General features: G+C 67.3%; 20 protein-coding genes. 6 read left to right on the plus strand and 14 right to left on the minus strand.

Annotated features, from left to right (window positions below):
* Positions 1-90: 90 nt before the first annotated feature.
* On the minus strand, positions 91-2,481 hold the full coding sequence (locus tag AAHM44_RS21365) for a glycoside hydrolase family 3 N-terminal domain-containing protein (RefSeq protein ID WP_342251252.1): 2,391 nt from the start codon (positions 2,479-2,481) through the stop codon (positions 91-93).
* Positions 2,482-2,639: 158 nt separating this feature from the next.
* Here AAHM44_RS21365 and AAHM44_RS21370 point away from each other — a divergent pair, with 158 nt between their 5' ends.
* From AAHM44_RS21370 to AAHM44_RS21380, 3 genes are all read left to right on the plus strand, one after another.
* Positions 2,640-3,728, plus strand: a complete 1,089-nt coding sequence (locus tag AAHM44_RS21370; RefSeq protein ID WP_342251253.1) for a LacI family DNA-binding transcriptional regulator — start codon at positions 2,640-2,642, stop codon at positions 3,726-3,728.
* Positions 3,729-4,012: 284 nt separating this feature from the next.
* Positions 4,013-5,416 carry a sugar porter family MFS transporter gene (locus tag AAHM44_RS21375; RefSeq protein ID WP_342251254.1) on the plus strand — a complete coding sequence of 468 codons (1,404 nt, stop codon included), beginning with the start codon at positions 4,013-4,015 and terminating at the stop codon, positions 5,414-5,416.
* An 81-nt stretch (positions 5,417-5,497) separates the two neighbouring features.
* Positions 5,498-7,276 carry an IlvD/Edd family dehydratase gene (locus tag AAHM44_RS21380; RefSeq protein ID WP_342251255.1) on the plus strand — a complete coding sequence of 593 codons (1,779 nt, stop codon included), beginning with the start codon at positions 5,498-5,500 and terminating at the stop codon, positions 7,274-7,276.
* A gap of 134 nt (positions 7,277-7,410) precedes the next feature.
* Here AAHM44_RS21380 and AAHM44_RS21385 read toward each other — a convergent pair whose 3' ends face one another.
* The 13 genes from AAHM44_RS21385 to AAHM44_RS21445 form a co-directional block, all read right to left on the minus strand.
* On the minus strand, positions 7,411-9,462 hold the full coding sequence (locus AAHM44_RS21385) for a hypothetical protein (RefSeq protein ID WP_342251256.1): 2,052 nt from the start codon (positions 9,460-9,462) through the stop codon (positions 7,411-7,413).
* Between the two features lie 443 nt (positions 9,463-9,905).
* Positions 9,906-10,358 (minus strand): MarR family winged helix-turn-helix transcriptional regulator, encoded by a 453-nt coding sequence (locus tag AAHM44_RS21390; protein WP_269576165.1) that lies wholly within the window; start codon positions 10,356-10,358, stop codon positions 9,906-9,908.
* Positions 10,359-10,564: 206 nt separating this feature from the next.
* Complete coding sequence (locus AAHM44_RS21395) at positions 10,565-11,452, minus strand: SMP-30/gluconolactonase/LRE family protein (protein ID WP_342251257.1); 888 nt, start codon at positions 11,450-11,452, stop codon at positions 10,565-10,567.
* 3 nt (positions 11,453-11,455) lie between these two features.
* Positions 11,456-12,253, minus strand: coding sequence for an SDR family NAD(P)-dependent oxidoreductase (locus tag AAHM44_RS21400; protein ID WP_184168666.1), 798 nt, complete (start codon positions 12,251-12,253; stop codon positions 11,456-11,458).
* A gap of 48 nt (positions 12,254-12,301) precedes the next feature.
* A complete protein-coding gene (locus AAHM44_RS21405) occupies positions 12,302-13,405 on the minus strand; it encodes a fumarylacetoacetate hydrolase family protein (protein ID WP_342251258.1) in 1,104 nt (367 codons plus the stop codon).
* A 108-nt stretch (positions 13,406-13,513) separates the two neighbouring features.
* The gene (locus AAHM44_RS21410; protein WP_342251259.1) at positions 13,514-14,185 is read right to left on the minus strand and encodes a dTMP kinase; all 672 of its coding nucleotides are present in this window, start codon (positions 14,183-14,185) and stop codon (positions 13,514-13,516) included.
* Positions 14,186-14,212: 27 nt separating this feature from the next.
* Positions 14,213-15,322: a helix-turn-helix domain-containing protein gene (locus AAHM44_RS21415; protein ID WP_342251260.1), complete on the minus strand. Its 1,110-nt coding sequence runs from the start codon at positions 15,320-15,322 to the stop codon at positions 14,213-14,215.
* Positions 15,323-15,391: 69 nt separating this feature from the next.
* Entirely contained in the window at positions 15,392-15,907 is a 516-nt protein-coding gene (locus AAHM44_RS21420; RefSeq protein ID WP_269576161.1) for a hypothetical protein, read from the minus strand.
* A 66-nt stretch (positions 15,908-15,973) separates the two neighbouring features.
* Positions 15,974-17,035 carry a sigma factor-like helix-turn-helix DNA-binding protein gene (locus AAHM44_RS21425; RefSeq protein ID WP_269576160.1) on the minus strand — a complete coding sequence of 354 codons (1,062 nt, stop codon included), beginning with the start codon at positions 17,033-17,035 and terminating at the stop codon, positions 15,974-15,976.
* A 229-nt stretch (positions 17,036-17,264) separates the two neighbouring features.
* Positions 17,265-18,320 carry a peptidoglycan-binding protein gene (locus AAHM44_RS21430; RefSeq protein ID WP_342251261.1) on the minus strand — a complete coding sequence of 352 codons (1,056 nt, stop codon included), beginning with the start codon at positions 18,318-18,320 and terminating at the stop codon, positions 17,265-17,267.
* On the minus strand, positions 18,317-18,742 hold the full coding sequence (locus tag AAHM44_RS21435; RefSeq protein ID WP_184168660.1) for a hypothetical protein: 426 nt from the start codon (positions 18,740-18,742) through the stop codon (positions 18,317-18,319). The genes AAHM44_RS21430 and AAHM44_RS21435 overlap by 4 nt, the downstream gene beginning before the upstream one ends.
* Complete coding sequence (fliI, locus tag AAHM44_RS21440; protein ID WP_342251262.1) at positions 18,739-20,079, minus strand: flagellar protein export ATPase FliI; 1,341 nt, start codon at positions 20,077-20,079, stop codon at positions 18,739-18,741. Before fliI ends, AAHM44_RS21435 begins: the two co-directional genes overlap by 4 nt.
* A gap of 9 nt (positions 20,080-20,088) precedes the next feature.
* Positions 20,089-20,481: a flagellar biosynthesis repressor FlbT gene (locus tag AAHM44_RS21445; RefSeq protein WP_269576157.1), complete on the minus strand. Its 393-nt coding sequence runs from the start codon at positions 20,479-20,481 to the stop codon at positions 20,089-20,091.
* A 184-nt stretch (positions 20,482-20,665) separates the two neighbouring features.
* Here AAHM44_RS21445 and AAHM44_RS21450 point away from each other — a divergent pair, with 184 nt between their 5' ends.
* Genes AAHM44_RS21450 through AAHM44_RS21460 form a run of 3 tightly spaced genes read left to right on the plus strand, consistent with a single transcriptional unit; the run spans position 20,666 to position 25,062 of the window.
* Positions 20,666-22,024, plus strand: coding sequence for a flagellar hook protein FlgE (locus AAHM44_RS21450; protein ID WP_269576156.1), 1,359 nt, complete (start codon positions 20,666-20,668; stop codon positions 22,022-22,024).
* 24 nt (positions 22,025-22,048) lie between these two features.
* Positions 22,049-24,130 carry a flagellar hook-associated protein FlgK gene (locus AAHM44_RS21455; protein WP_342251263.1) on the plus strand — a complete coding sequence of 694 codons (2,082 nt, stop codon included), beginning with the start codon at positions 22,049-22,051 and terminating at the stop codon, positions 24,128-24,130.
* 23 nt (positions 24,131-24,153) lie between these two features.
* Positions 24,154-25,062 (plus strand): flagellin N-terminal helical domain-containing protein, encoded by a 909-nt coding sequence (locus AAHM44_RS21460; RefSeq protein ID WP_269576154.1) that lies wholly within the window; start codon positions 24,154-24,156, stop codon positions 25,060-25,062.
* The last annotated feature ends 127 nt before the right edge of the window (positions 25,063-25,189 follow it).

Raw genomic sequence — 25,189 nt, forward strand, 5'->3', positions numbered from 1 at the left:
CCTATACGGTGACGCCGGGTGGTTGTTGCCCTAACCGCCCGCCCAACCCCCACCCCTCGATCCCCTCCCTTCCAGGGAGGGGAAGCGCGGTCACCGAACCGTCAGCGTCGTGCTCTTCAAATCCACCGAGTTCGGCCCGGCCGAGATCGTGAACGTCCCCGGCTCCACCACCCGCTTCATCTGCACGTTCCAAAGCGACAGGTCCGCCGGGGTAAGCTCGAAGCTCACCGTCTTCTTCTCGCCCGGCTGCAGCGTCACCCGCTGGAAGCGCTTGAGCTCGATCGTCGGCCGCGTCACGCTCGCCTCGTCGTCGCGCACATAGAGCTGGACGACTTCGTCCCCGGCGCGCTTGCCGGTGTTGGTCACGTCGACGCTCACCTTCACATTGTCGGCGATCCCGATTGTGCCCGACCCCAGCACCGGCGCCCCGACCGAGAAGGTCGAATAGGAAAGGCCATAGCCGAACGGGTAGAGCGGGCTGGTATCGCCGAACAGATAGCCGCGGCGGGCGCTCGGCTTCTTGTTGTAGTAGTTGGGCAGCTGGCCGACATTGCGCGCGATCGACACGGGCAGCTTGCCGCCCGGGTTGAACCGGCCGAACAGCACGTCCGCAAGGGCATTGCCGGTCTGCTCGCCCAGATACCAGCCCTCGATCAGCGCCGGCGCCTTCTCGGCGAGATAGTTGACCGCATAGGGACGGCCGTTGAGCAGGATCACCACCACCGGCTTGCCCAGCGCGATGATTTCCTTGGCCAGCTCGTTCTGCGGCCCCGGCAGCTCGAGATTGTCGCTGTCGCCCAGATGGTCGTCGGCCCAGGCTTCGCGGCTCAGTGCCTCGTTGCCGCCCAGCACCATCACCACGACATCGGCGTTCTTCGCCGCCGCCACCGCATCGGCGCGCAGCTTGTCGTTGGTCGCCGCGTCGGTCAGCGTGACCTTGTCCTGCGCCCAGACGCGCCCTTCGGTCAGCCGCACCCCTTCCGAATAGTCGACCGCGAACTTGCCCTTGCCCTCGGCCTGCATCGCTTCGAGCAGCGAGACGACATGGTTGGGGGTGTCCGAATAGCCGCCGATCGGGGTGTCCCTGGCGTGCGTGCCGATCACCGCCATCCGCTTGATTCCGGTGGCGTCGAGCGGCAGCAGCCCGTTCGAATTCTTGAGCAGCACCACGCTTTCCCGCGCTGCCTGGCGGGCCAGCGCGATCGCCTCGGGCGTGTTGGTGCGCTTCTCGGCCAGCTTCACATCGGCATAGGGGTTCTCGAACAGCCCGCCTTCGAACTTCATTTCGAGCACGCGGCGCACCGCATTGTCGATCTGGCCCGTGCTAACCTTGCCCTCGCGAACCAGCTGGATCAGGAAGTTGAAGCCTTCGCCGTCCGGCGTCTCGACATCCACGCCCGCATCGAGCGCGCGCGCGCCGGCGTCCTTGACGTCCTTGTACATGTGGTGGCGGGTCACCAGCTCGCGGATCGCGAAATAGTCGCTGACCACCGCGCCCTTGAAGCCCCATTCGCCGCGCAGCACGTCGTTCAGCAGCCATTTGTTGGCATGGCTCGGAATGCCGTCGATCTCGTTATAGCTCGCCATCACCGCGCGCACCGGCAGCTGGGTCACCGCCTTTTCGAAGGGCGGGAAGAAGTCCTCGCGCAGCGTCCGCTCGCCGAGCGAGGCCGGGCCGATATTGGTGCCGCTCTCGGGCTGGCCGTGCCCGGTCATGTGCTTGAGCGTGACAAACACCTTGTCCTTGGCGAGGGGCAGGGTGGTGCCCTGGAAGCCGCGGATCGCCGCCAGCCCCATCTCGGAGACGAGGTACGGATCCTCGCCATAGGTCTCCTCGATGCGGCCCCAGCGCGGATCGCGCGCGACGTCGACCACCGGCGCCAGCACCAGATTGGCGCCGCGCGCCCGCGCTTCGGCGGCGGCGACGCTGAACACCTTCTCGAGTAGGCCCGGATTCCAGGTCGAGGCGAGGCCGATCGACTGCGGGAAGCTCGTCGCGCCCGGTGCCACCAGCCCGTGCAGCGCTTCCTCGTGCATGATCATCGGGATGCCGAGCCGGGTCTTCTCCATCGACCATTTCTGCGCGGCGTTGATATAGGTCGCGGTGTCCACCGCGTTGCGGTTGGCGGTCGCGTCGGCGCCGGCATTGGTGGTGCCCGCGGCCACGCCCTTGCGGTCGGACGGGCGCGAGATCATGCCCAGGCCATTGGGGAAGGACACGCTCGCCTTGGCCGGATCGAACTCGCCCGAGGGGGTCTGGATCGCGTCCTTCTTGAGCCAGATCGCGACGAGCTGCGCGACCTTCTCCTCCAGCGTCATCCGCGCGAGCAGGTCGTCGACGCGTGCTTCCACCGTCTGGCTGGCGTCCTTGTAGAGCGGCCGATCTGCCTTAGCGGTCTGCGCATGCGCGACCGGAGCAACAACAGGCGTCAATGCCGTGGCGGCGATGGCAAGCGCGGCGATGCGGCGGAAATTGCGCAACGAACCTCTCCCTCTGTGGTGCGGCGCTCGGGCGCCGATCTTGTCTGCGTTATGGTAGCGCTATCACTATCAGCGTAAATCCGGAGCGGTCAACCGGGGCATTCGAACCGATTTCACGCCGATTGCATTTAGGGAAACCGCAGCATATCCCCGTAACGATGAGCAGACCCAGCCGTAGAAGCCGTGGCACGGTCACCGTCCAGGACGTCGCGCGTGAAGCGGGCGTGTCCGCGATGACGGTATCGCGTGTGGTCAATGGTGGTTCCAATGTTAGGGAAACAACCCGCCACGCGGTTCTCGAGGCGATCGCCAAGCTGAACTATTCGCCGAACAGTGCCGCGCGTAGCCTGGCGGCGGGCGAGGCGACCCAGATCGGCCTGCTCTATTCGAACCCGTCGGCGGCCTATCTCTCGCAGTTCCTGATCGGCGCGCTCGCCGCGGCTAGGCGGGCCGGCTGCCACCTCGTCCTCGAGGCCTGTGAAGGCGAGCGCGCGGACGAGCAGGCCGAGGCCACGCGCCAGTTCGCCGCGACCAGTGTGGAGGGCGTGATCCTGCCGCCGCCGCTGTCCGAGGCCGCGCCGGTCCGCGCCGAGCTCGAGACCGCGGGCATCCCCTGGGTGTCGGTCGCGATGGGCTTGCCGCCCGAGCGCAGCCTCAACGTCCGCATCGACGATGCCGCAGCCGCGTCCGCGATGACGAAGCATCTGCTCGACATGGGCCATCGCAATATCGGCTTCATCCGCGGCAACCCGAACCAGACTTCGTCGGCCGAGCGCCATCGCGGCTTTGTCGAGGCGATCGAGGCCGCCGGGCTCGACGTCAAGGCGATGCCGGTCGAGCAGGGCTATTTCACTTTCCGCTCGGGCATCGTCGCCGCCGAGCGGCTGCTCGATCGCAAGAACCCGCCGACCGCGATCTTCGCTTCGAACGACGACATGGCCGCTGCCGCCGTCGGCGTCGCGCATCGTCGCGGGCTGCACGTGCCGCAGGACATCAGCATCGTCGGCTTCGACGATACCGCGCTCGCCACCACCATGTGGCCGGAGCTCACCACGGTCCGCCAGCCGATCGCCGCCATGGCCGAGAGCGCGCTGACCCTGCTCCTCGCCCGCCTCCGCGCCCACCGCGCCGGCACCAACGACAAGCTGGAAGAGCAGGTCCTCGATTTCGAGCTGATCCAGCGCGAATCCTGCGGCCCGCCCCCGGGCGCGGGCAAGCCGGCGACGGGCAAGACGGTAAAGCGCTGAAAATCCCCCTCCCTGGAAGGGAGGGGCTAGGGGTGGGTGGAAGCCTGGCGATATTGCTGGTTCAACCCTCGCCTCACCATATCGCCCTGACACTACCCACCCCCAACCCCTCCCTTCCAGGGAGGGGAGCGGAAACGCTTGGCCTCCAGCCCAAACAGGTCCAGCATGACAACGCTGGACGGAGTCGCCCGGCCGCGCGGAACGCCCTTGCTTTTCCCGCCGGATCGAGCCACCGTTACCGCTAACAATTGCCCGATCGGGGCATGTGGAGGGGAACGAACCAGATGAATGATACGGCGCAGAAGGCCAATATCGGCCTGATCGGCGCCATCGTCGCGGTGGCGACGATCGGCGGCCTTCTTTTCGGATATGACAGCGGCGCGGTGAACGGCACGCAGGAAGGCCTCAAGCATGCCTTCACGCTCGACGAAGCCGGCCTCGGCTTCACTGTCGGCTCGCTGCTGATCGGCTGCGTGTTCGGCGCCTTCTTCGCCGGCACCCTTGCCGACGCGATGGGCCGCCGCAACGTCATGCGCCTCGCCGCGCTCCTCTTCCTCGGCGGCGCGCTCGTCCAGGGCTTCGCGCACGATCACACCATTTTCGTCATCGCCCGCATCATCGGCGGCATCGCCGTCGGCGCCGCGTCGGTGCTGTCGCCGGCCTATATCTCCGAGGTCGCCCCCGCGAACATCCGCGGCCGGATGACGACGGTCCAGCAGATCATGATCATCACCGGCCTCACCGCCGCCTTCGTGGTCAATTACTACCTCGCCCAGGCCGCCGGGAGCTCGCTCGGCCATCTCGGCGGGATCGAGGCCTGGCGCTGGATGTACCTGATGCAGGCGATCCCGGCCGGCGTGTTCCTCGTCGCCTTGTTCTTCATCCCGGAGAGCCCGCGCTACCTCGTCGCCAAGAAGCGCAACCCCGAAGCGCTGAAGGTGCTCACCAGCCTGTTCGGCGCCACCGAAGGCGGCCTCAAGCTCGCCGAGATCCAGGCGAGCTTCTCGACCGACCATCGCCCGCGTCTGGCCGACATCTTCGCGCCGAACGGCTTCCTCGGCATCCGCGCGATCGTCTGGGCGGGCCTGCTGCTCGCGGTGTTCCAGCAGCTCGTCGGCATCAACGTGATCTTCTATTACGGCGCCACCCTGTGGCAGCTCGCCGGCTTCACCGAGAATGACGCGCTGCTGATCAACATCGTCTCGGGTGCGGTCTCGATCGCCGCCTGCTTCGTGACGATCGCGGTGATCGACAAGATCGGCCGCAAGCCGCTGCTGCTGATCGGCTCGGCCGGCATGGCTGTCACCCTGTTCGTGATGGTCTATGCCTTCAGCCAGGGCACGCTCGATCCGGCAGGCAAGCTGGTGCTCACGCCGCAGCTCGGCATGGTCGCCGTCGTCGCCGCCAATCTCTACGTGATCTTCTTCAACGTCAGCTGGGGCCCGGTGATGTGGGTGATGCTCGGCGAGATGTTCCCCAACCAGATCCGCGGCTCGGCGCTGGCGGTCTGCGGCTTCGCGCAGTGGGGCGCCAACTATGTCATCGCCCAGACCTTCCCGAGCATGGCGAAGTGGAGCCTCACCGGCGCCTACACCTTCTACGCGGTCTGCGCGGTGATCAGCTTCTTCCTGGTCCAGAAGTTCATCCACGAGACCAAGGGCAAGGAACTGGAGGCGATGGAGGGCTGATCCCGGCCCTTCACGTCGATTGAGTACAGGGGAGGGGCGCGGGCCGCAGGGCTTGCGCCCCTCTGCACACAAGAGGAAGTTATGACCACCCGCACCCCCGTCCGTCCGTTCCGCTCGCGCGAATGGTTCGCCGCGCCCGGCCGCGCCGACATGGCGGCGCTCTATCTCGAGCGCTTCATGAACTACGGCATCACCCCGGAGGAACTGACCTCGGGCAAGCCGATCATCGGCATTGCGCAGTCCGGCAGCGACATCGCCCCGTGCAACCGCATCCATCTCGAGACGGTCAAGCGCGCCCGCGCCGGCATCCTGGCAGCAGGCGGCATTCCGATGGAGTTCCCGCTTCACCCGATCTTCGAGAATTGCCGCCGGCCTACGGCTGCGCTCGATCGCAATCTCGCCTATCTCGGCCTGGTCGAGATCCTCAACGGCTATCCGATCGACGCCGTCATCCTCACCACCGGCTGCGACAAGACCACGCCCTCGTCGCTGATGGCCGCCTCCACCGTCGACATCCCGGCGATCGTCCTCTCGGGCGGCCCGATGCTTGACGGCTGGCACGAAGGCGAGCTGGTCGGCTCGGGCACCGTTATCTGGCGCTCGCGCCGCAAGATGGCCGCCGGCGAGATCGACGAGGCCGAGTTCCTCAAGCGCGCGATGGAAAGCGCCCCTTCGTCCGGCCATTGCAACACGATGGGCACCGCCTCGACGATGAACAGCATCGCCGAGGGCCTCGGCATGTCGCTCCCCGGCTGCGCGATGATCCCGGCGCCCTACCGCGAACGCGGCCAGATGGCATACGAGACCGGCAAGCGCATCGTCGAGATGGCCTATGACGATCTCCGCCCGTCGAAGATCCTGACCAAGGCGAGCTTCCTCAACGCGATCAAGCTGCTCACTGCGATCGGCGGCTCGACCAACGCCCAGCCGCACCTTGTCGCGATGGCCGCGCATGCCGGGATCGAGATCACCCCGGACGACTGGCGCCAGGGCTATGACCTGCCTTTGGTGGTCAACATGCAGCCCGCCGGCCAGTTCCTGTCCGAGCGTTTCCACCGCGCCGGCGGCATCCCCGCCGTGCTCACCGAAATGCTCGCGAACGGTGCGCTCGACGGCTCGGTGCTCACCTGCACCGGCAAGACGCTGGCCGAGAACATCGCCGACAGCCATGTCTCCGATCGCGAAGTGATCTTCGACTGGGACAAGCCGCTCAAGGAGAAGGCCGGCTTCCTCGTCCTGTCCGGCAACCTCTTCGACATCGCGATCATGAAGACCAGCGTGATCGGCGAGGATTTCCGCGCCCGCTATCTCTCGCGCCCCGGCCATGAAGGCGTGTTCGAGGGCCGCGCGATCGTGTTCGACGGCTCGGACGATTATCACCACAACATCAACGATCCGGCGCTGAACATCGACGAGAACTGCATCCTCGTCATCCGCGGCGCCGGCCCGCTCGGCTGGCCCGGCTCGGCGGAAGTCGTCAACATGCAGCCGCCCGATCACCTGATCCAGAAGGGCATCATGTCGCTCCCGACGCTCGGCGACGGCCGCCAGTCGGGCACCTCGGACAGCCCCTCGATCCTCAACGCCTCGCCCGAGAGCGCGGCGGGTGGTGGCCTGTCCTGGCTGCGCTCGGGCGATATCATCCGCGTCGATCTCAACGCCGGCACCTGCGACGCGCTGGTCGACGCGGAAGAGATCGCCCGCCGCAAGACCGAGCCGGCCCCGCCGATCCCGGAGAGCAACACCCCCTGGGAAGAGCTCTACCGCGAAAAGACCGGCCAGCTCGGCGACGGCGCCGCGCTCGAATTCGCGCTCAAGTACCGCCGCACCAGCGAGAAGGTGCCGCGGCACAATCACTAGTGTCTTCCCCTCCCTGGAAGGGAGGGGATCGAGGGGTGGGTCGCGTCCTGGCGATACGGAGAAGTTCTGGACTGGCCCTGCCTTATCGCGGCCATCCACCCACCCCCAGCCCCTCCCTTGCAGGGAGGGGAGCTTTACGCCGCCACCCCCAGCGCCACCTGCGCCGTCACAGCCTCATACCAGTCGTCGATCATCCCGCTGATCCGCTGCAGCGCCGACGGCACATAATGATGCGCATGGACCAGCTCGTCGGCGGCGAGTTCGTCCCCCAGCTCGACCAGCGTGAACACGCCCGGATGCCGCGCCGCCACGCCGCGCCAGTAATGGTTGAGCACCGGGTGCCACACCCGGCTGCGCTCGGGCACGCAGCCTTTGTGCAGCTCGTACATCTTGAGGGCCAGCCCCTCGGGCGGCAGGAACAGCAGCACCCTGTGCCCGCCGGTCACGGCCATCTCGACGAAGCGGTCGGCGCAGTCGAGGAACAGCGCGTAATCGATCTCGCGCGAATAGGCTTCCCAGCGCCAGTCGATGTAATCGCTCGCCGCCGCATAGACGAGGTGGCGCGGGAAATGCTGCTCCAGATAGGCCCCGGTCTTCATCTGGGGCAGGCTGAACAGCCGCGGGTTGTTGTCGAAATCGGTCACCGCCTGGTGCCGGCTGTAATGGTAGAAGGCGCCCGACTGGCAATCCGCCATGATCCGCAGGTCGACCTTGCTCCAGTCGCGCGGCGCTTCCTCGGCCAGCACGCGCGCGCGCACCTCGGCATCCGAATAGGAGAGGGTGGTGATCGCCCGCGACGACTGGGCCGGCAGCGGCTTGCGGAACGCCGGGCTCGCCTGCAGCGGATAGCCGCGCTCGGCGAGCATCCGGATCATCGCGTCCTCCACGCCCATGTGCATGATCCGGCACGAAAAGGCGAAATGCTCGAGCGTTTTCGTCCGGAAGGCATACACCGCCACGCCGACCAGCCCGTAATAGCCGTATTTGTCCCACACGAAGGCGCAGAGCACTTCGTAATGGTCGATGTCCTGGATCTTGTCGCGGATCGTGCCCGGCGCGATCCGGCTCTGGGTATAGTTGAGCTGGTTGGAGCGATTGATCAGCTCCTCGATCCGCTCGGCGAATTCGAGGTTGTCCATCCGGTCGGTGAAGGTCGCGCAGATCCCGCTCTTGAGCAGGAATTCCTCGTCGCTCATCTGCTCGCCTTCGCGTTCGGCCACCCTGGTCTCAAACAGGCGATAGTCCGCCACCCGGCTCTTCGCGACATGCGCCTGGCCCGCCAGCAGCTCCTCCAGCAGCACATCGCATGCGCCCGAGGTCGCATCCACAACCCTGATCCCCGGCACCGCATCGGCGACTTCGTGGAGATTGTGCGGGTTGTCGTCGACGAACAGCACATTCTCGGGCCGCAGCTGCATGTCCGCGATCATCCGCCGGATCACCGCGCCCTTGGGCACGAAGGCGATGCGCGGGAAGACGAATTCCTCCCACAGCCCGAAGCGCTCCAGCTCGGCCCGGGCCTTGGCGAATTCGTTCTTCGAGCAGATCGCCGAGACCACGCCGTGCCGGTTGAACGCCCGGACGAACTCCGCCCGCTTCTCGATCAGCACCGGCGCGTCGCCGTCCGCCAGCGTGCCGTGCCACAGCGTATCGTCCAGGTCCCAGATGATCAGCTTCGGCTTGAACGCCTCGGCCTTTTCCGGCGCGGGCGCATAGGCCTCTGCGATCATCGCTGCAGGCGGCCCATAGGCCGCTTCCACGCGCCCCGGCCGCCCCTGTTCGAGCAAGGCGGCGGCGGCGGCCCGCTGGCCGCTGGCGCCTGCCAGCATTGCCGTACAGAACAGCATGGCATCGTCCATTTCCTGCGGCACATCGAGCGCGCCTTCGGGCAGCGCCGCGATCAGAAGGTCGAGCGCCTGCTGCGCCAGCCGCGGCGGGCAGGCACTGATCGCGCCCAGCGCTTCGCTTGCATCCCCGGTCTCCAGGGAATCGACCAGCATCCCCAGCATGCCGACCAGCACCAGCTGGCCGCGCTCGGTCTCCCAGAAGCCCGCATGGCGTTCGGCGAGCAGCAGGACATTGGGCAGCCTGCCCAAGTCCTCGCGCGTCACCATGTCCTCGGCAAAATTCCCGAATGCCGTCTCGTCCAGATCGCTGCCGATCCAGAATCCCGATAGTTGCTGCACGTCCATCCCCATAAACGTTTGCGCGCCTTGCATGGCAGGGGATGGTTAACGGGCGGTAAGCCATGTTGTGGGCACCCGCGTCACCCGGCCTTGATCCGGGGTGACGAGGAGGAGGAACATCCGCACCATACGCCGAAGCTGATGCGCGCTGTTTCCGCCCGCGCCGGAACCGCTTTCATCGCTCCGCACGGAGAGGTCGGCCACCGGCGTCACGCGCGGCCACCCGCTTGCGGAACCACGGCGCCACCGGGCCCAGTGCGAACATCCGCGGCTCAAGCGTCCACAGCGCAACGCGATGCCGCCCCATGTGGGTACGGTACCCCGGCGAAGGCCGGGGCCCAGTTTCGGCGCACTATCGAGAGCGCGGGAACCTAACGACCGACATGGCAACTGGGCCCCGGCCTCCGCCGGGGAACAGGAAGCACTGGTCGGGAACGGCAGCCCTATTCGCCGTCCTCGCGCCCGATCCCGATCAGCGCCGCCAGCACCTCGCGCGCATGCAGCACCTTCTCCTCGCCCATGCATGCCAGCAGCTTGGCATCGATCTCCTCGCGCGCTTCGCGCTGGGTATCCGCCGCCGCGCTGCCGCGCTCGGTCAGCGTCACGGTCAGGCGCCGCCGGTCCTGCGCGTCCACCTGCCGCTCCAGATAGCCGCGCAGCACCAGCGCGTCGACCAGCTGCCCGGCCGCCTGCTTGGAAACGCGCAGCTCGCGGATGATCTGGCTCAGCGGTGCCTCGCCCAGCGCCAGCGCGCCGATCACATACAGGCCATTGGCCGGAATATCGTCATAGCCGCGCGCGGCCAGCGCCGCCCGCATCGCCGCGCCATAGGTATGCCGCGCATGCCGCAACAGCGCCGGCATCGCGACTTCGAGCAGGGGGGTAGAATCGGTCACGGGTGAATCTCCAAATCCGTCATCCCCGCGAAGGCGGGGATCCATTCTGGCTGGCCTCCCGGAGGAGCCGCGCCAGCAGCGCGAATGGATTCCCGCCTTCGCGGGAATGACGATGGAGATATAGTATGAAACATGGATAGTCAATAATATTGACTATATAGCCGAGGCCCTGACCCGCGCAACCTTAGCCACCTTCGGCGTACAGTTCAGACGCCTTCCCGAACCAGCGTCCCCGCCACCCCCGGCACCGATACCCGGAAGCAGAAAAGGTCTCCCGAACTCGGGTTCGCGGCCTTCTCCTCGGGCGTCAGGTGCTTGTTGGCGGTGGTGGCGAACACAGTCTTCAAATCGGGCCCGCCAAAGGCGATCTTGGTGATCGCATCCACCGGAAATTCCACGGTTTCCAGCAGCTCGCCGGCCGGCGAATAGCGCCGCACCGCCGAGCCCTTGTAGAGGCCCACCCACAGGCAGCCCTCGGCATCCACGGTCGGCCCGTCGGGATAGCCCTGGTCATTGGGAATGCGGGCGAATTCCCGCCGGTTGGACAGGCTGCCGTCCGGCGCCAGGTCGCAGGCGAAGATCAGGCCGCCCAGCGTGTCGATATGGTAGAGCGTCCTGCCATCGGGGCTGATCGCCGGCCCGTTGGTGATCGAGCAGAAGGGCGTCGAGGCCACGCAGCCGCCGTCCGCCGCCAGCCGGTAGACCGCGCCGCTGTCCGCCGCCTCGGCGTCGTCCATCGTGCCGAACCACAGCCGGCCATCGGGGCAGACGGTGGCGTCGTTCAGCCGGTTGCCGGGCTTTTCCGGCTCGGGATCAACCAGTTGCGTGAAGGCGCCGGTCTCGGGATCGAAATGGGCAAGCCCGGTCTTCAGCCCGGCAACGAACCCGCCGCGCGCGGCCGGCAGCACGAATCCGACCTGGTCGGGGGCATCCCAGCTCCGCTTGTCGCCCGTCTCCGGGTCATAGCGGTGGATCTTGTGGCCTTTGATGTCGACGAACCACAGGGCGGCGTCGCGCGCCACCCAGACCGGCCCTTCGAGCAGGGGAGCGGCGAGCGACCAGACGCTCTGCGGCGCCGACGTCACCACGCCCATGGCTCAGCGCCAGCCCGCGTCGACGAAGAACTCGTGGCTGGTGATCAGCCGCGCGTCATCCGAGGCGAGGAACAGTGCCATCGCGGCGATGTCGTCGGGCACCAGCCGGCCCTTGAGGCACTGGGCGTTGACGATCTCGGCCTCGCCCTCGGGCGTGTACCATTTCATCTGGCGCGGGGTCTTCACATTGCCCGGCACGATGCAGACCGAGCGGATATTGTCCGGCCCCAGGTCGCGCGCCAGGCTGCGGGTCAGGCCCTCGATGCCGGCCTTGGCGGTCTGGTAGAGGATCAGCCCCTCCAGCGCGAGGTGCCAGGAGATCGAGCCCATGTTGATGATGACGCCGCCGCCCTTGGCCTTCATCCCCGGGATCACCGCCTGGGCGCAGAAGAACAGGTGGCGCAGGTTCACGTTGAGCCGGTTCTCCCAATAGTCTTCCGTCACTTCCTCGATGGTGTGGCGGTCGTCATTGGCGGCGTTGTTGATCAGCACGTCGAAGGCGCCATGCTCCTCGATCAGCCGGGCGATGGTCGCCTTGGCGCCCTTGATGTCGGTCAGGTCGACATTCTCGTAGGTCGGCGCCTTGCCGAGCCCGGAGAGGTTCCCGACCAGCGCCTGCGAGTCCGCGTCGGCGATGTCGAAGAAGGTGACGTCGGCGCCCTGGCGGACGAACCCTTCGACCAGCCCGGCGCCGATGCCCGATCCGCCGCCGGTGATCAGCACCCGCTTGCCCTTCAGGCTCGGATAGATGGCGCGCTGGTCGCGCGTCAGCACGGTATTGGCGGGATCGGCTTCAGACATGGGAATGGAATACCTTGGAAATGCAATGACTAGGGCCGCGCGTGGCGCTCACAGCAGGCCGCGGCCCGCCAGGTTGCGGATCAGCTCGCGGATGCCGAAGGTCCAGGGCGCGGCGGCCTTGGACGTCGTCACGCGGTTGACCAGCGCGCCGAGCTTGGGGCTCGAGATGCGCACCACGTCACCGTCCTTGTGGGTGAAGCCGCGGCCGGGATGGTCGCGGTCCTGGATCGGCGCGAACAGGGTGCCGAGGAACAGCGCGAAGCCGTCCGGATACTGGTGCTCGCTCAGCGTCTGGCGGACCAGGTCGGTCGGATCGCGGCTGATCTGGCTCATCTTGTTGGTGCCCTCGAGCCGATAGCCCTCGGGCCCGTCGATGACGAGATCGACTTCGGCCGAGCGGACATCGTCCATCGTGAAGGCTGCGTCGAACAGGCGGATGAACGGCCCCAGCGCGGTCGAGGCGTTATTGTCCTTGGCCTTGCCGAGCAGCAGCGCGCTGCGCCCCTCGAAGTCGCGCAGATTGACGTCGTTGCCCAGCGTCGCGCCGCGCGGCGTGCCGGTCTTGTCGACGATCAGGACGACTTCGGGCTCCGGGTTGTTCCAGTCGCTGTCCGAGCGCACGCCGATATCGGCGCCCCAGCCGACTGCCGAGAGCACCGGCGCCTTGGTGAACACCTCGGCATCGGGTCCGATCGCGACCTCGAGATACTGCGACCACATGCCGGCCTCGATCAGCGCGGCCTTGAGGTTGGCGGCTTCCGATGTGCCCGGCACGACCGAGCGGATGCCCGACCCGACCTTGGCTTCCAGGTCGCCGCGGATCTCGTTCGCCTTGTCGGCATCGCCACGCGCGCGCTCCTCGATCACCCGCTCGATCGCCGAGAGGGCGAAGGTCACGCCGCATGCCTTGACGCATTGCAGGTCGATCGGGGCGAGCAGCTTGGGGCCGGTATCGCTACCAATGTCGGCCGCGGCGCCGATATCGGTGCCGGCGGCGTTCGCGGGATCGGCCAGGTCGAGCAGGTCCGCCACGGTCGCGGCAGTGGCCGAGACGTCATAGATACGCCCGCCGCGCAGGATCACGGGGCTAGGGCCGGCCTCGGTAAGGATTCGGCCAACCAGAATCGCCTGGGCATGATCGACAGGCAGCATTTCCGCCGGAGACGCGTTCAAGATCCTCTCACCCCGATATTGCTTTTGATAGCGCTACCATGCGGCGCCGCGGGGGGAGCTGTCAAGCCGGTCGCACTGCTTTCGGGCTTATTCCGGAACCGCTTCCAGCAGGGAAATGATCTCGCCGACGATTTCGGCGGGCGGGCGCATCGTGCCGTCGGTGCTGGCGTGCACCATGTGCCACGGGCCGAGCAGCCCGGCCTCGACGATCGACTCGTAATTGGCGCGCACGCGCTGCTGCAGCGCCACGTCCGCCTCATAGGCGTCGAAGCTCTTGTCGGTATAGCTGCGCTCGGCCTTTTGCAGGATCAGCGCACGCGCCAGGTCCCAGGGCGTGTTGAGATAGATGGATAGCGCGGGGACGGGCAGGGCGAACTGGCCGGTCTCCAGCGCCAGGATCCACTCCATCAGCGCCCGGCTCTCCCCGGCAGGCACGCGCGCGCCCTGATAGGCCATGTTCGAGGCGACATAGCGATCGAAGATCAGCACGTCATGTGCTGCGACGGCCTTGAGGATCTCGTCCCGCCACTCGAAGCGGTCGAGCGCATAGAGTGTCGCGGCGGCATGCGGGCTCACCGGCACCGGCATGTCGCCGGCCAGATAGCGGCCGATCGTCACCCCGGCCACGGTCTCGCCATAGCGCGGGAAGCCGATCACCGTCGCTGTCTTGCCGGCGGCCTGCAGCGTCTCGCAGAGCAGCCTGGACGTGGTGTTCTTGCCGACGCCGTCGGCGCCTTCGATCGCGACAATGATCCCCATGGGCAGCGCCCTAGCAATACGGGGCGGTCAGAGGAAGACGGCGGAGACGATCGCGGCCAGGCTCGACGGATCGCAATCGTCGAGCGGCACTTCCATGTCCGGATTGACGCTGTAGCCGATCATCCGTCCGTCGCGGCCGGAAGCGACCGAGAGCAGGCGCCAGCCTTCGCCTTCGCGCAGCGCCGCAAGGCCACCGGGAAGCGGCAGGCGATCGGGATCGGCGACCACGGTCGCCTGGGCGGGCAGGCCGCCGCCCAGCGTCGCGCGGCATACCTTGATGCCGAAGGCACGCACGCCGGCGATGTGCGGGGCCTCGACCGTCTCGCCGGTCGGCTGGTCGCCGATCAGCCCCTGGGGCAGCGGCACGCCGAAGACGGGCAGCAGCCGGACGGCGCCGACTGGCCCTGCCAGCGGCAGTGCCACGGCGGGCGCGGGCTCCGCCGGCGGCTCCGCGTTCAGCGCCATGGTCAGTTCGGCAATGCGCTCGCGGGTGCGGGCGATGCGCGTCTCGGGATTGGCGATGGTGGCCAGGAATGCATCCAGCGCGCCCATCGCATGGCGCTGCTCGACTTCCGCGCGCAGGGCTGCTTCGTCGGTTACGCCGAACAGGGCGAACAAGGCGTTGTGGATGGCCGCGTTCCAGCGGCCGAACGGCTTCTGGGCATTTTCCACGCGGGAGAGGTTGACCGGAGGCAGCGCGAAATCGCGCTCGATCACGGCAATGGTCAGCGCGGGATCCAGCGTGCGACGGGCACGCAGCGCAGCCCCGAGCAGCACCGCGAACCGCTCCTCTTCCAGGTCGAGCTGAGCCCCGTCGCCGAACGGCGCGGCCCAGGCAGCGATGTCGAAATCCTTCGCGTCGATATCGAGCAGCAGCTCCGTCGGCGCGATGCCAAGAGCGGCGGCGATGCGGCGCAGCTCGTCCGGCCGGGCCACGACTTCACCGCGCTCGATCTTCGAAAGACGAATATAGGGTATTGCGGGAATATTTGCAGAAAGGCGCAGGAGCTTCGCAAAGCCATGGCGCTGGCGCTGCTCACGTACCCGGTTCGGGAAAACGATTGCACGATAGTAATCGATCAGGGGCTCGCCCGCGGATCCCACCCGCATCTTACCCTTGCCGTTCGCGCCTGCCATCAATGATCCCCTCGAATCTGAAGGTATCTTGAAGCAATTCAAGGATAATACAAGGTAAACGCCATTCCGTTAGTGGAATGAACCTGTGGATTGTCCGCCGATCAACAGTCCGCAGGGGCCGGCAGCGTCGAGATCCAGGATCATCGCCAGCGTGCTTTCCCCGGTGGCGTGGCGCAGCAGCCAGCTGTCCGCGGAAGGCGAGGGGTGGTCGGGTGCAAAGGCCACGCCCACGCCGTCGGTGATCACGCCGAGCGCGCCCGGCGGGGTCGGCCAGCGGCCGGCGAGATAATCGAGCAGCGCCGCCGCTGCGTCCTGCAGCGCGCCTTCGTCGCTGTCCTCGGGGCAGAAGGCGTCCGGAGACGCCGAGATGGTAGCGACGCGCTTGAAGTCGTGCTGGCGCCACCAGACCAGGTGGATCTGGCCGTCGGCAGTGGCCTCCAGGCCAAGGAACAGGTCGCTGCCGGTGGGCAGCAGCGGCTGGGCCAGTCGCGCTACATCCTGGGCGAGCGCGGTCAGGCGGCGATTGGGGCGCGGCAGCGAGCCGTGCGACTCCTCCTTGCCGGTCCAGTCGAGATTGCGATGCATCGGGTCCTCCATGCCTCTTGTGAGCATTATAGGATGGCTAGGCGCGCGCGGGGCGTTCCGATGCGATCAGTGGAGCGAAGCGCTCGACGGGGCCGGGGCGGCAAGCTGGGCCGTCTCGGCGCGCTCGACCTGCTGGACGGCCGGGGTGCTGAGCACCGGCGACAGCGTCGTCGGGTCGACGGCGCGGACGCTCGCCAGGCGGTTGTGCGGCAGGTTCGTGTCGGGCAGCAGCGGCGTGGTGCGCGCGGCCGGGGCCGGGCGGCGCTTCGGGGTGCCCGGCTGGCCATATTCGGCCATCACGGCGAAGCGCGGATCCTTGGCGGCGATCTCGGCGATCGCCTTGGCGGCGCGCTTGGTGATCTGGCGGACGCGCTCCTTGGTCACGCCGGTCTCGAGCGACAGATCGTCGAGGGTGGCGGTCTGGAACACGCGGCGCTCGACGATCTCGCGGTCGCGGGCCAGCTTGGCTTCCAGCTTCTCCAGCTCGGCGGGGTCGATGCCATAGGTGGCCGAGCGCAGGCGCGGACCTTCGGCGCGGCGCAGGGCGGCTTCGGCGCGCTTCGGGCGGGGGCGGCGGCGGAGTGCCTCGACACCAACCTTGCGGAGCTGGTCGACATAGGCGTCGATGAGCTGCGAGACGGCGCCTTCGGCGAGATAGTCGGAAGCGGCGGCTTCGGTGCGGAACACGGCTTCTTCGTCCTCGATCATCGCCTCGGGCGAGATCTCGTCGCCATCGATCGAGGTGGCGAGGGCGCTGAGCGAAACGGTGGTGGCCTCGACCTTCTTCGCCGACGGACGCTGATCGGTCATCAGGCGGAAGCGCAGGCTCTGCAGCTCGCCGCGGATCTGCCAGTTCACGAAGGTGGTGAACTGCGCCTTGGCGGGGTCATAGGCTTCGATGGCGCGGTGCACGGCGATGGCGCAGCACTGCTCGGCATCTTCCCAGTGTGCGGTCAGGCCGTACTGGCGGACGAAGTGGCGGATGCGCGGGGCGATCAGCTTGAGGATCTGGGCGAAGGCACGGTCGACATAGACGCGCTGGCGGTTGCTACGAGCGGCGCCGTCTTGCGGCGTATTCTCGATGACGGTGGCGACGGCTGCTTCCAGCGCGATCGTGATCTTCGACATTGCGTATCCCCTGTTTTGTCCAGGCCAGCCGGGTCTCGGCTGCCGTTCACAGGGGCAACATGGCTTCTAATCCTTTAACAGAACCCTTAAATTCCTATATGTAGTCCTACCAATCAGGAGGTTTCCCCTACGGAACCCTCAACATGGTAAAACACGGTAAATATGTATTTTTATGGGGATATCGGCGCCTGAAAGGCGCCGCTGCCAGCATTATAGGATAAAAAATAATTTAGCCGGCGAATTGTTCCGGACGGATTCGACGATCGATGAATCCGAGCAGCCATTGGCGATGTGCCTGGGTGGCATTGCCTGCCGCGGCGATTCGCTGATCGGCCGCGCCGCCGCCGATCTGGGCGGCAAGCAGCATGCGGGCGCGTCCGGCCTCGATGCCGCCGGCGAGGAACTTCTTCGCATCGCCCAGCCCGAGATGGTGCGAGAGATAGGCCGACTTGGCCAGGGTCTCGGCATCGGTGTTGACGCGGATGCCCGATTGTTCGAGCCGGGTGAGGTTCATCTTGGCGAGATCGGCGACGCCCAGGATCGATGCCTGGCCGTCATAACGGAGCGCCAGCAGCTCGCTGCGCGCGCCGGGCTGCACCTGGCCGCGCCCGTCGAGCCAGCCATTCTGTGATGCGACCTGGTTCAGCCAGGTGCCCGAAGTCTCGGCGAGTTGCTCCCAGGTACCGCTGAGGAACTGGCCAAGCCCCGCCGCGCTGGAACGCGGATTGCGCGACATGGTGTTCCAGACACCGTCATGCCCCTTGGCCGCCTCGGCGTCGACGATCGCGGCAAGCGCGGTCGCGGGAATGCCGGTGCGCGCCTCGGCCATGGCGAGGGCCGGGGCGAAGCGGGTATTGGCGCCGAGCGCGAGGCCGGAAACCACGGCGCCGTTGGCAACCGATACGGTCGCGCCGGTGCTCATCATCGCGGCCATCTTGCGGCTGCTCTGCTCGGCGGCATCGCCGATCGCGCCGCGCAGGTCCTCGACGCAGTCATTGGCGAAGCTCGCGCTGGCGGCGGGCTTCTGGTGGCAGGAGCAGGCACAGGCGCAGTGGCAGCCCTGTGCGGCGCCGGCCTGCACTCCGTTCTGCTTGCCGAGCAGCTCGAGCAGCGAATCGCCGGAAAGGCCGTTCTGGCCGATGCCATTGCCCTTGCGGTCGTCCTTGTCGCCATCGCCGAGCGCGGCCTTCCACAACCGGCTGGCAAGCTCGGTCTGGGCCTCGCTGTAGATCACCTTGGCGCGGTTGGCCGGGCTCAGCGAGGCAAGATCTGCGCGCGGGATCATGCGCTGCGTTCCGCATTGCGGCGGGCGATCACCAGCTTGGCGGCGGCGATATCGTCGATCATCGACTGTTCGGCACCGGCGGCGACGCGCTCGGCCTCGTCCTTGAAGCGGCCTGCGGCGCCTTCGATCGCGCGCATCGTGCCATAGGCCTCGACGGCCTGGGCGCGTAGCGAGGTCAGCCGCACATTGGCGAGCTGCGCCTGGTGGTCGAGCCGGGCGCGCTCGGCCTTCATCCGCAGCCGCCATGCATCGCTGGCGATCGGCACGATGGCGGCGAGCGCACGCTCCTCGCGCATGCGCAGGTCATGGGCATGCGCCTGGCTGTTGAGCGTGGTGATCGTCTCGATCTCGACGCTGATCGACACCTTCACGGCATCGACTTCGCGGCGCTGGACCCTCAGGGCGGTGTCGAACGGAGTCATTGCTCCATCATCTCCATGCTGAGCGCGACGATCTCGCCGAGCGCGGCGAAGGCGGCGTCGGCATTGCCCTGGTCGTTCTTGCCCTGGTTGAGCATCTTCTCGATCTCGGGTGCCAGCGCGACGGCGCGGTCGACCTCGGGCGAGGAACCGGCCTTGTACGCGCCCAGCCGCACCATCTCTTCCATGTCGGTATAGGTGGAGAGCAGCTTGCGGGCGCCGACGCGGATGTCGTTCTGCTCGTCGTTCATGCAGTGCGGCAGCGTGCGCGAGACCGACTTGAGGATGTCGATCGCCGGATAGCGGCCGCGCTCGGCGATGGCGCGGTGCATCACGACATGGCCGTCGAGGATGCCGCGCACCGCGTCGGCGACCGGCTCATTATGGTCGTCGCCATCGACGAGCACGGTGAACAGGCCGGTGATCATGCCCTTGCCCGGCTCGCCGGGGCCGGCGCGCTCGAGCAGGCGGGGGAGCTCGGCGAAGACGGTGGGGGTATAGCCCTTGGTCGCCGGCGGCTCGCCACTGGCGAGGCCGATCTCGCGCTGCGCCATGGCGAAGCGGGTGACCGAGTCCATCAGGCACAGCACGTTGAGGCCCTGGTCGCGGAAATGCTCGGCGACGGCGAGGGTGGTCCAGGCGGCCTGGCGGCGCATCAGCGCCGGCTCGTCCGAAGTCGCGACGACGACGACCGAGCGGGCCATGCCCTCCGGCCCGAGATCGTCCTCGATGAATTCCTGCACTTCGCGGCCGCGCTCGCCGATCAGGCCGATCACCGCCACGTCGCACTGGGTCCAGCGCGCCAGCATCGACAGCAGCACCGACTTGCCGACGCCCGAGCCGGCGAACAGGCCGAGGCGCTGGCCGCGGCACAAAGGCACGAACAGGTCGAGCGTGCGCACGCCCGTCTCGATCCGCTCGGCCACGCGGGCGCGGTTGGCGGCGGCGGGCGGCGGCGCCTTGATCGGCTGCGGGTCGGCGCCATTGGGGAGCGAGCCGAGCCCGTCCACCGGCTGGCCGAGCCCGTTGATCATTCGGCCGAGCCAGGCCTGGGAGGGGCGGACGCTGAACTGGCCGGCGCCGAGCTCGGCGCGCGCGCCCAGGCCCACGCCCTGCGGGTCGACGAACGGCAGGCACAAGGCGACTTCGCGGTCGAGCGCGGTCACTTCCGCCTGGACGATGCCGTTGGGCGCGGTGATCTCGATCCGGCTGCCGATCTGCGCGGCGCCGGCGAGCCCTTCCACTTCGATCAGCGCGCCGCGAACCGCGACGACGCGGCCGAAGCGGCGATCGGGCATCATGTCCCGGATCGCACGGGCTGCGCTGGCGAGCGTCTGCACCTTATAGCCTCAGGCGGCCTGCTGGGCGATGACGGCGTCCTCGAACGCAATCACGTCGCGCGCGGTGGCCAGTGCCTTGTAATATTCGCCCTGGGCGATCTCGCTGGCGAAGCGGATGCAGGCCGACTTGGCGTCCTGCGTGCCGAGCACGGCGATCAGCGCGCCGACCAGGCCGACCACGGCGTCGTGGTGGCTGTCACGGCTGGCCGGGTCGATATAGGCGAGCATGGCGGCGAAATAGAGCTGGCGCGCCGGGGTGGTCGCTTCCTCGGGGCGCATGATCTCGCGCCCGCGCAGGATGGACACCTTGTTCTCCACGGCGATCTGGGTGCGGCCCACCGCACGGATCACCGCGCCGTTGACGATTGCCTTCTCGCCATCGCGAAGCGTGATGCGAAGCATTGGGAAACAGCCTTTCGTTCGTTTGGCTGCATTATAGGATGTGTTTGCGGGGTAGCGTGCGCGCACCCGGCAATTTTTGCCCATCGAATCTTATTTGCGCCTTTGTTGGGGTCAGCGCCGCGCTCATCCTACAATTGGGGCGTGGGCCCGTGCGCGTTTCGCGGGCATCGAGGGAGTATTCGTCTTGAGCCTCTATTCCGCTCTCTATGCCGGCGTTTCCGGTCTCAACGCGCAGTCCAGCGCGATGGCAGCGGTTGCCGACAACATCACCAACATCAACACCATCGGCTACAAGGGCGTCGAAGCCCAGTTCAAGACGATGGTCACGGACGGCCGTGCCCGTTCGAGCTATTCGGCTGGCGGCGTCGTCGCCGCGCCGACCGCGATGATCTCGAAGCAGGGCATGATGCAGGCTTCGAGCAGCAGCACCGACATTGCCATCGACGGCAAGGGTTTCTTCGTCACCCGCACCGCCTCGGGCGGCCAGGGCGAGGTCGCCTTCACCCGCGCCGGCTCGTTCCGCGCCGATGAGGAAGGCTTCCTGAAGAACCCGGCGACCGGCCTGTACCTGTACGGCTATCGCCTCGATGCCGAGGGCAAGTACAACAACACCGGCAATATCGACGACCTGGAAGCGATCCGCGTCAGCGACCTGACCGGCACCGCGGCGGCGACGTCGCGCATCCAGGCGCGTATCAACCTCAACACCGCGACCGAGGTTTCGCCCGCTGCTGCCACCTACGCCACCGGCGACCTGGCGAAGTATGCGGCCGACAACACCTACACGCCGAAGACCGAGAACCAGTTCCAGCGCTCGTTCACTGTCTATGACCAGCAGGGCGGTTCGCACACGCTGAACATGGCCTTCATCAAGACCGGCCCGAATGCGTGGAAGGCGGAAGTCTATTCCGTCCCGGCCGCTGACGTCATGGACACCAGCGTGACCCCGCCTGTCGCCAGCACCAACGGCTTCATCGCCGGCGGCGACGTCAACTTCAAGCCGGACGGCAGCCTCGACCTCCCGTCGGGCAGCTGGCTGAACAGCGCGCTGAACATCACCTATGCCAACCAGGCGTCCTCGGTGCCGATCAAGCTCGAACTGGGCAGCGACGGCAAGATCGACGGCCTTACCCAGTTCGGCCAGCCGAGCTCGCTGATCTCGGGCAACACCGATGGCGGCACGCTGGGCAATCTGTCGCAGATCGAAATCACCAAGGACGGTGTCGTCAACGCGGTGTTCGACGACGGCACCACCCGTGCGGTGTTCCAGCTCCCGCTGGCGACCTTCCAGAACCCGGATGGCCTCACCCGCGTGTCGGGCAACGCCTACACCGCCAGCCGTACCTCGGGCGGCTTCACGCTGAACGAGCCGGGTGAACTCGGTGCGGGCGCCATCGCGCCGAACTCGCTCGAAGCATCGACGGTCGATCTCGCCAGCGAGTTCACCAACATGATCCGCTTCCAGCGTGCGTACAGCGCGTCGTCGAAGATCATCACGACGGTCGACGACATGCTGCGCGAAGTCAGCGACCTGAAGCGCTAAAACTCTAACTGAACGCAGGGGATCATGGCGCTCAACGACATTCTCGGTACCGCGATTTCCGGCCTGACAGCTGCTCAGGCCGGACTTCGCTCGGTTTCCAACAACATCGCGAATGTCGGAGTGGCCGGCTATGCGCGCGAGCGCGTCAGCCTCACCACGGGCGTGGTCGCGGGGCAGGTCAGCGGCGTGGTGGTGGGCGAGCCCACCCGCGTCGCCGACCGCTTCCTCGAAGCGACGGTCTATACTCGGGCGGGCGATCTCGGCCGCTCGGAAGTGGTCTCCAACTATCTGGATCGCATGCAGGCGCTGCTCGGGCAGCCGGGGGCTTCTTCGGGCCTCCCGGCGCGCCTCGACGCCGTCTCGGCCTCGGCCGTGGCGATGACGGGCTCGCTCGCCTCCACGCAGACGGTGGCACAGTTCACCAATGACGTGCAGGACGCGATCACTTCGATGCAGCAGATGGACAATGACGTGTCCCAGCTGCGTGCCGACGTGGAGTCGGAAGTCGGCTATTCGGTCGACAAGATCAATTCGCTGCTCCAGCGCATCCACGACCTGAACGGCACCATTGCCCAGGCGACCGGGCTCGGCCGCAGCGCCGGCGGCGCGGCCGACCAGCGGATGAGCGCGCTCCAGGAGCTGAGCGGGCTGATGCAGGTCACCATCCGCGATCAGCCGGACGGCCGCGTCTCGATCGAGACCGGCAATGGCCAGACGCTGCTCGACAAGCGCCTGCGCCAGCTCTCCTATCCCAGCAGCGGGTCGGTTTCGCAGGCTACCTATCCCCCGATCGAGATCCGCCTGGCCCAGCCCGACGCGGCGACCGGCGACAAGATCGATTCCGCCGCGATCGGCGGCAAGCTCGGCGGCCTGCTCGATCTGCGCGATCGCGCGCTGCCCGCGGTCCAGGAGCAGCTGGGTACGCTGTTCACCGGCCTGTCCCAGGCGCTCAACGCGGTTTCCAACGCCAACAGCACCGTGCCGCCGCCCGCCAGCCTCACCGGCCGCAACAGCGGCCTGGTCGGCGCGGACCGGCTGGGCTTCACTGGCGCGGCCACCTTCGCGGTGACCAAGGCCGACGGCACGCTCGTCGCCAGCACCAAGATCGATTTCGACGCGCTCGGCCCGACCGCGACGGTCGACGACATGGTCAACGCGATCAATGCGGGCCTGGGCGGCGCCGGCACGGCGAGCTTCGTCAACGGCACGCTCAGCATCAGCGCCATCGGCGCGGGCAACGGCGTGGCCGTCGGCCAGGACGCGACCAAGCCCAGCGCGCGCGCCGGGCAGGGCGTTTCGCAGTTCTTCGGTCTCAACGACCTCGTCCGCAGCGACAGCAGTTCGCTGGTCCCCTCGGGTCTCGCAACTGGCGACCCCCATGGCTTTGCTGCGGGCGAGACCGCGCAGATCGTGCTGCGCGACAGCTCGGGCCGGGCCTTGACCAGCTACACGCTGTCGCCCGCCGCCGGCGGCACCGTCGGCGACATGGTCAACGACCTCAACGCCAGCCCGCTCGCCAATTTCGGCACCTTCTCGCTCGACGATGCCGGGCGCATGCGCTTCCAGCCGTCGGCGAACGTCGCGGGTGCGACGCTGTCGATCCCGGCGGATTCCACCAATCGCTTCGGCACCGGCCGTTCCTTCTCGCAGATGATGAACCTCACCGGGGCATCGAGCGGGCTCGGCATGGCGGAGGTGCGCCCCGAGATCCTCGCCGATCCGAAGAAGCTCGGCCTTGCCCAGCTGCAGGATGTCGCGGTCGGCGCCAAGGCGCTCGGGTCGGGCGACACGCGCGGCGCGACCGCGTTCGTCAACAAGCTCGGCAGCGCGATCGATCTCGGCAAGGACGGCAAGTCGACGGTCGATGCCTTCGCCAGCAACCTGATGGGCCGGATCGGCCTCGATGCCAGCCAGGCCCAGGGCCGGCTCGCCGATGCCTCGGCGCGCAGTGCCGATGCGATCAACCGCCGCGACAGCTTCGCCGGCGTCAACATCGACGAGGAACTCTCGCAGATGGTCGTGCTGCAGAACAGCTATTCGGCCGCCGCGCGGGTGATCACCACCGCCAACGACATGTACGACACGCTCCTCGGCATGCTCCGCTAAGGGCCAGAAAGAAGGGAAGACCCATGACCCGCGTCGCCACCATTCCGCTCCAGAGCACCATGTCCAGCGCGATCATGCGCGCGCAGGAGAAGCTCGCAGCGACTCAGACCCAGCTTTCGACCGGCAAGAAGGCCGCGACCTTCGCCGATCTCGGCACCGAGTCCGTGCGCAACCTGTCGGCGCACACGCTGCTCGCGCGCCAGGAAGCCCAGTCCACCGTCTCGAAGCGCGTCGGTACCACCCTCTCGCTCTACCAGGCGAACATGGAAGGCATCGAGGACGCGACCTCGGACCTGCGCTCCAGCCTGATGAACGCGGTCGGCACCGGCGATTCCGCCGGCCTCCAGGAAGCGATCCAGACTGCCTTCGATCAGTTCCGCACCTCGCTCAACGCGTCGGAAGGCGGCACGCCGCTGTTCGCCGGCAGCCAGATCGATCAGGCGCCCTTCTCGGTGAACACGCTGGCCGATGCGGCCGCCACGCCGGGTGCCAGTGCCTTCCACAACGACACTGTGAAGGCGAATGCCCGCGTCGCAGACGGCGTGGACGTGAAGTATGGCGTCGGCGCCAGCGAGATCGGCGCCAATCTCTACGAGGCGTTCCGCACGCTCGGCGCGGCTGGCGCGATCGGCACCAAGCTCACCGACGCCCAGCTCGATTCGATCAAGCAGGCGGTGTCGCAGATCGACACCGGCCTTGGGGATCTGCGCGCCGTCAATGCGGAGAACGGCCGCAAGCAGAACCAGGTCGATACGCTCGCCTCGCGCGGCGAGGAGCGCGGACTGGTTCTGAAGAACGTGATCCAGGAGAATGAGGACGCCGATCTCGGCCAGGTCGCGATCGACCTCGCCCAGCAGAAGAGCGTGCTCGAGGCGAGCTACTCGGTCTTCGCGCAGCTCTCGGGCCTGAACCTGACCAACTATCTGAAGTAAGCATTTCCTTCCCGCAAAGGGATGGGTCAGGAAAGGCCGGGCTCGATGCCCGGCCTTTTCCGTTTGGGCTCGGTTCGTCGCCATTCCCTTGCTTCCCCGGGGGGGGGCCCGGGGCCCGGGGGTGTTG

It is taken from the genome of Sphingomonas sp. OTU376, from assembly GCF_038440415.1.
Classification (GTDB): domain Bacteria; phylum Pseudomonadota; class Alphaproteobacteria; order Sphingomonadales; family Sphingomonadaceae; genus Sphingomonas; species Sphingomonas kyeonggiensis_A.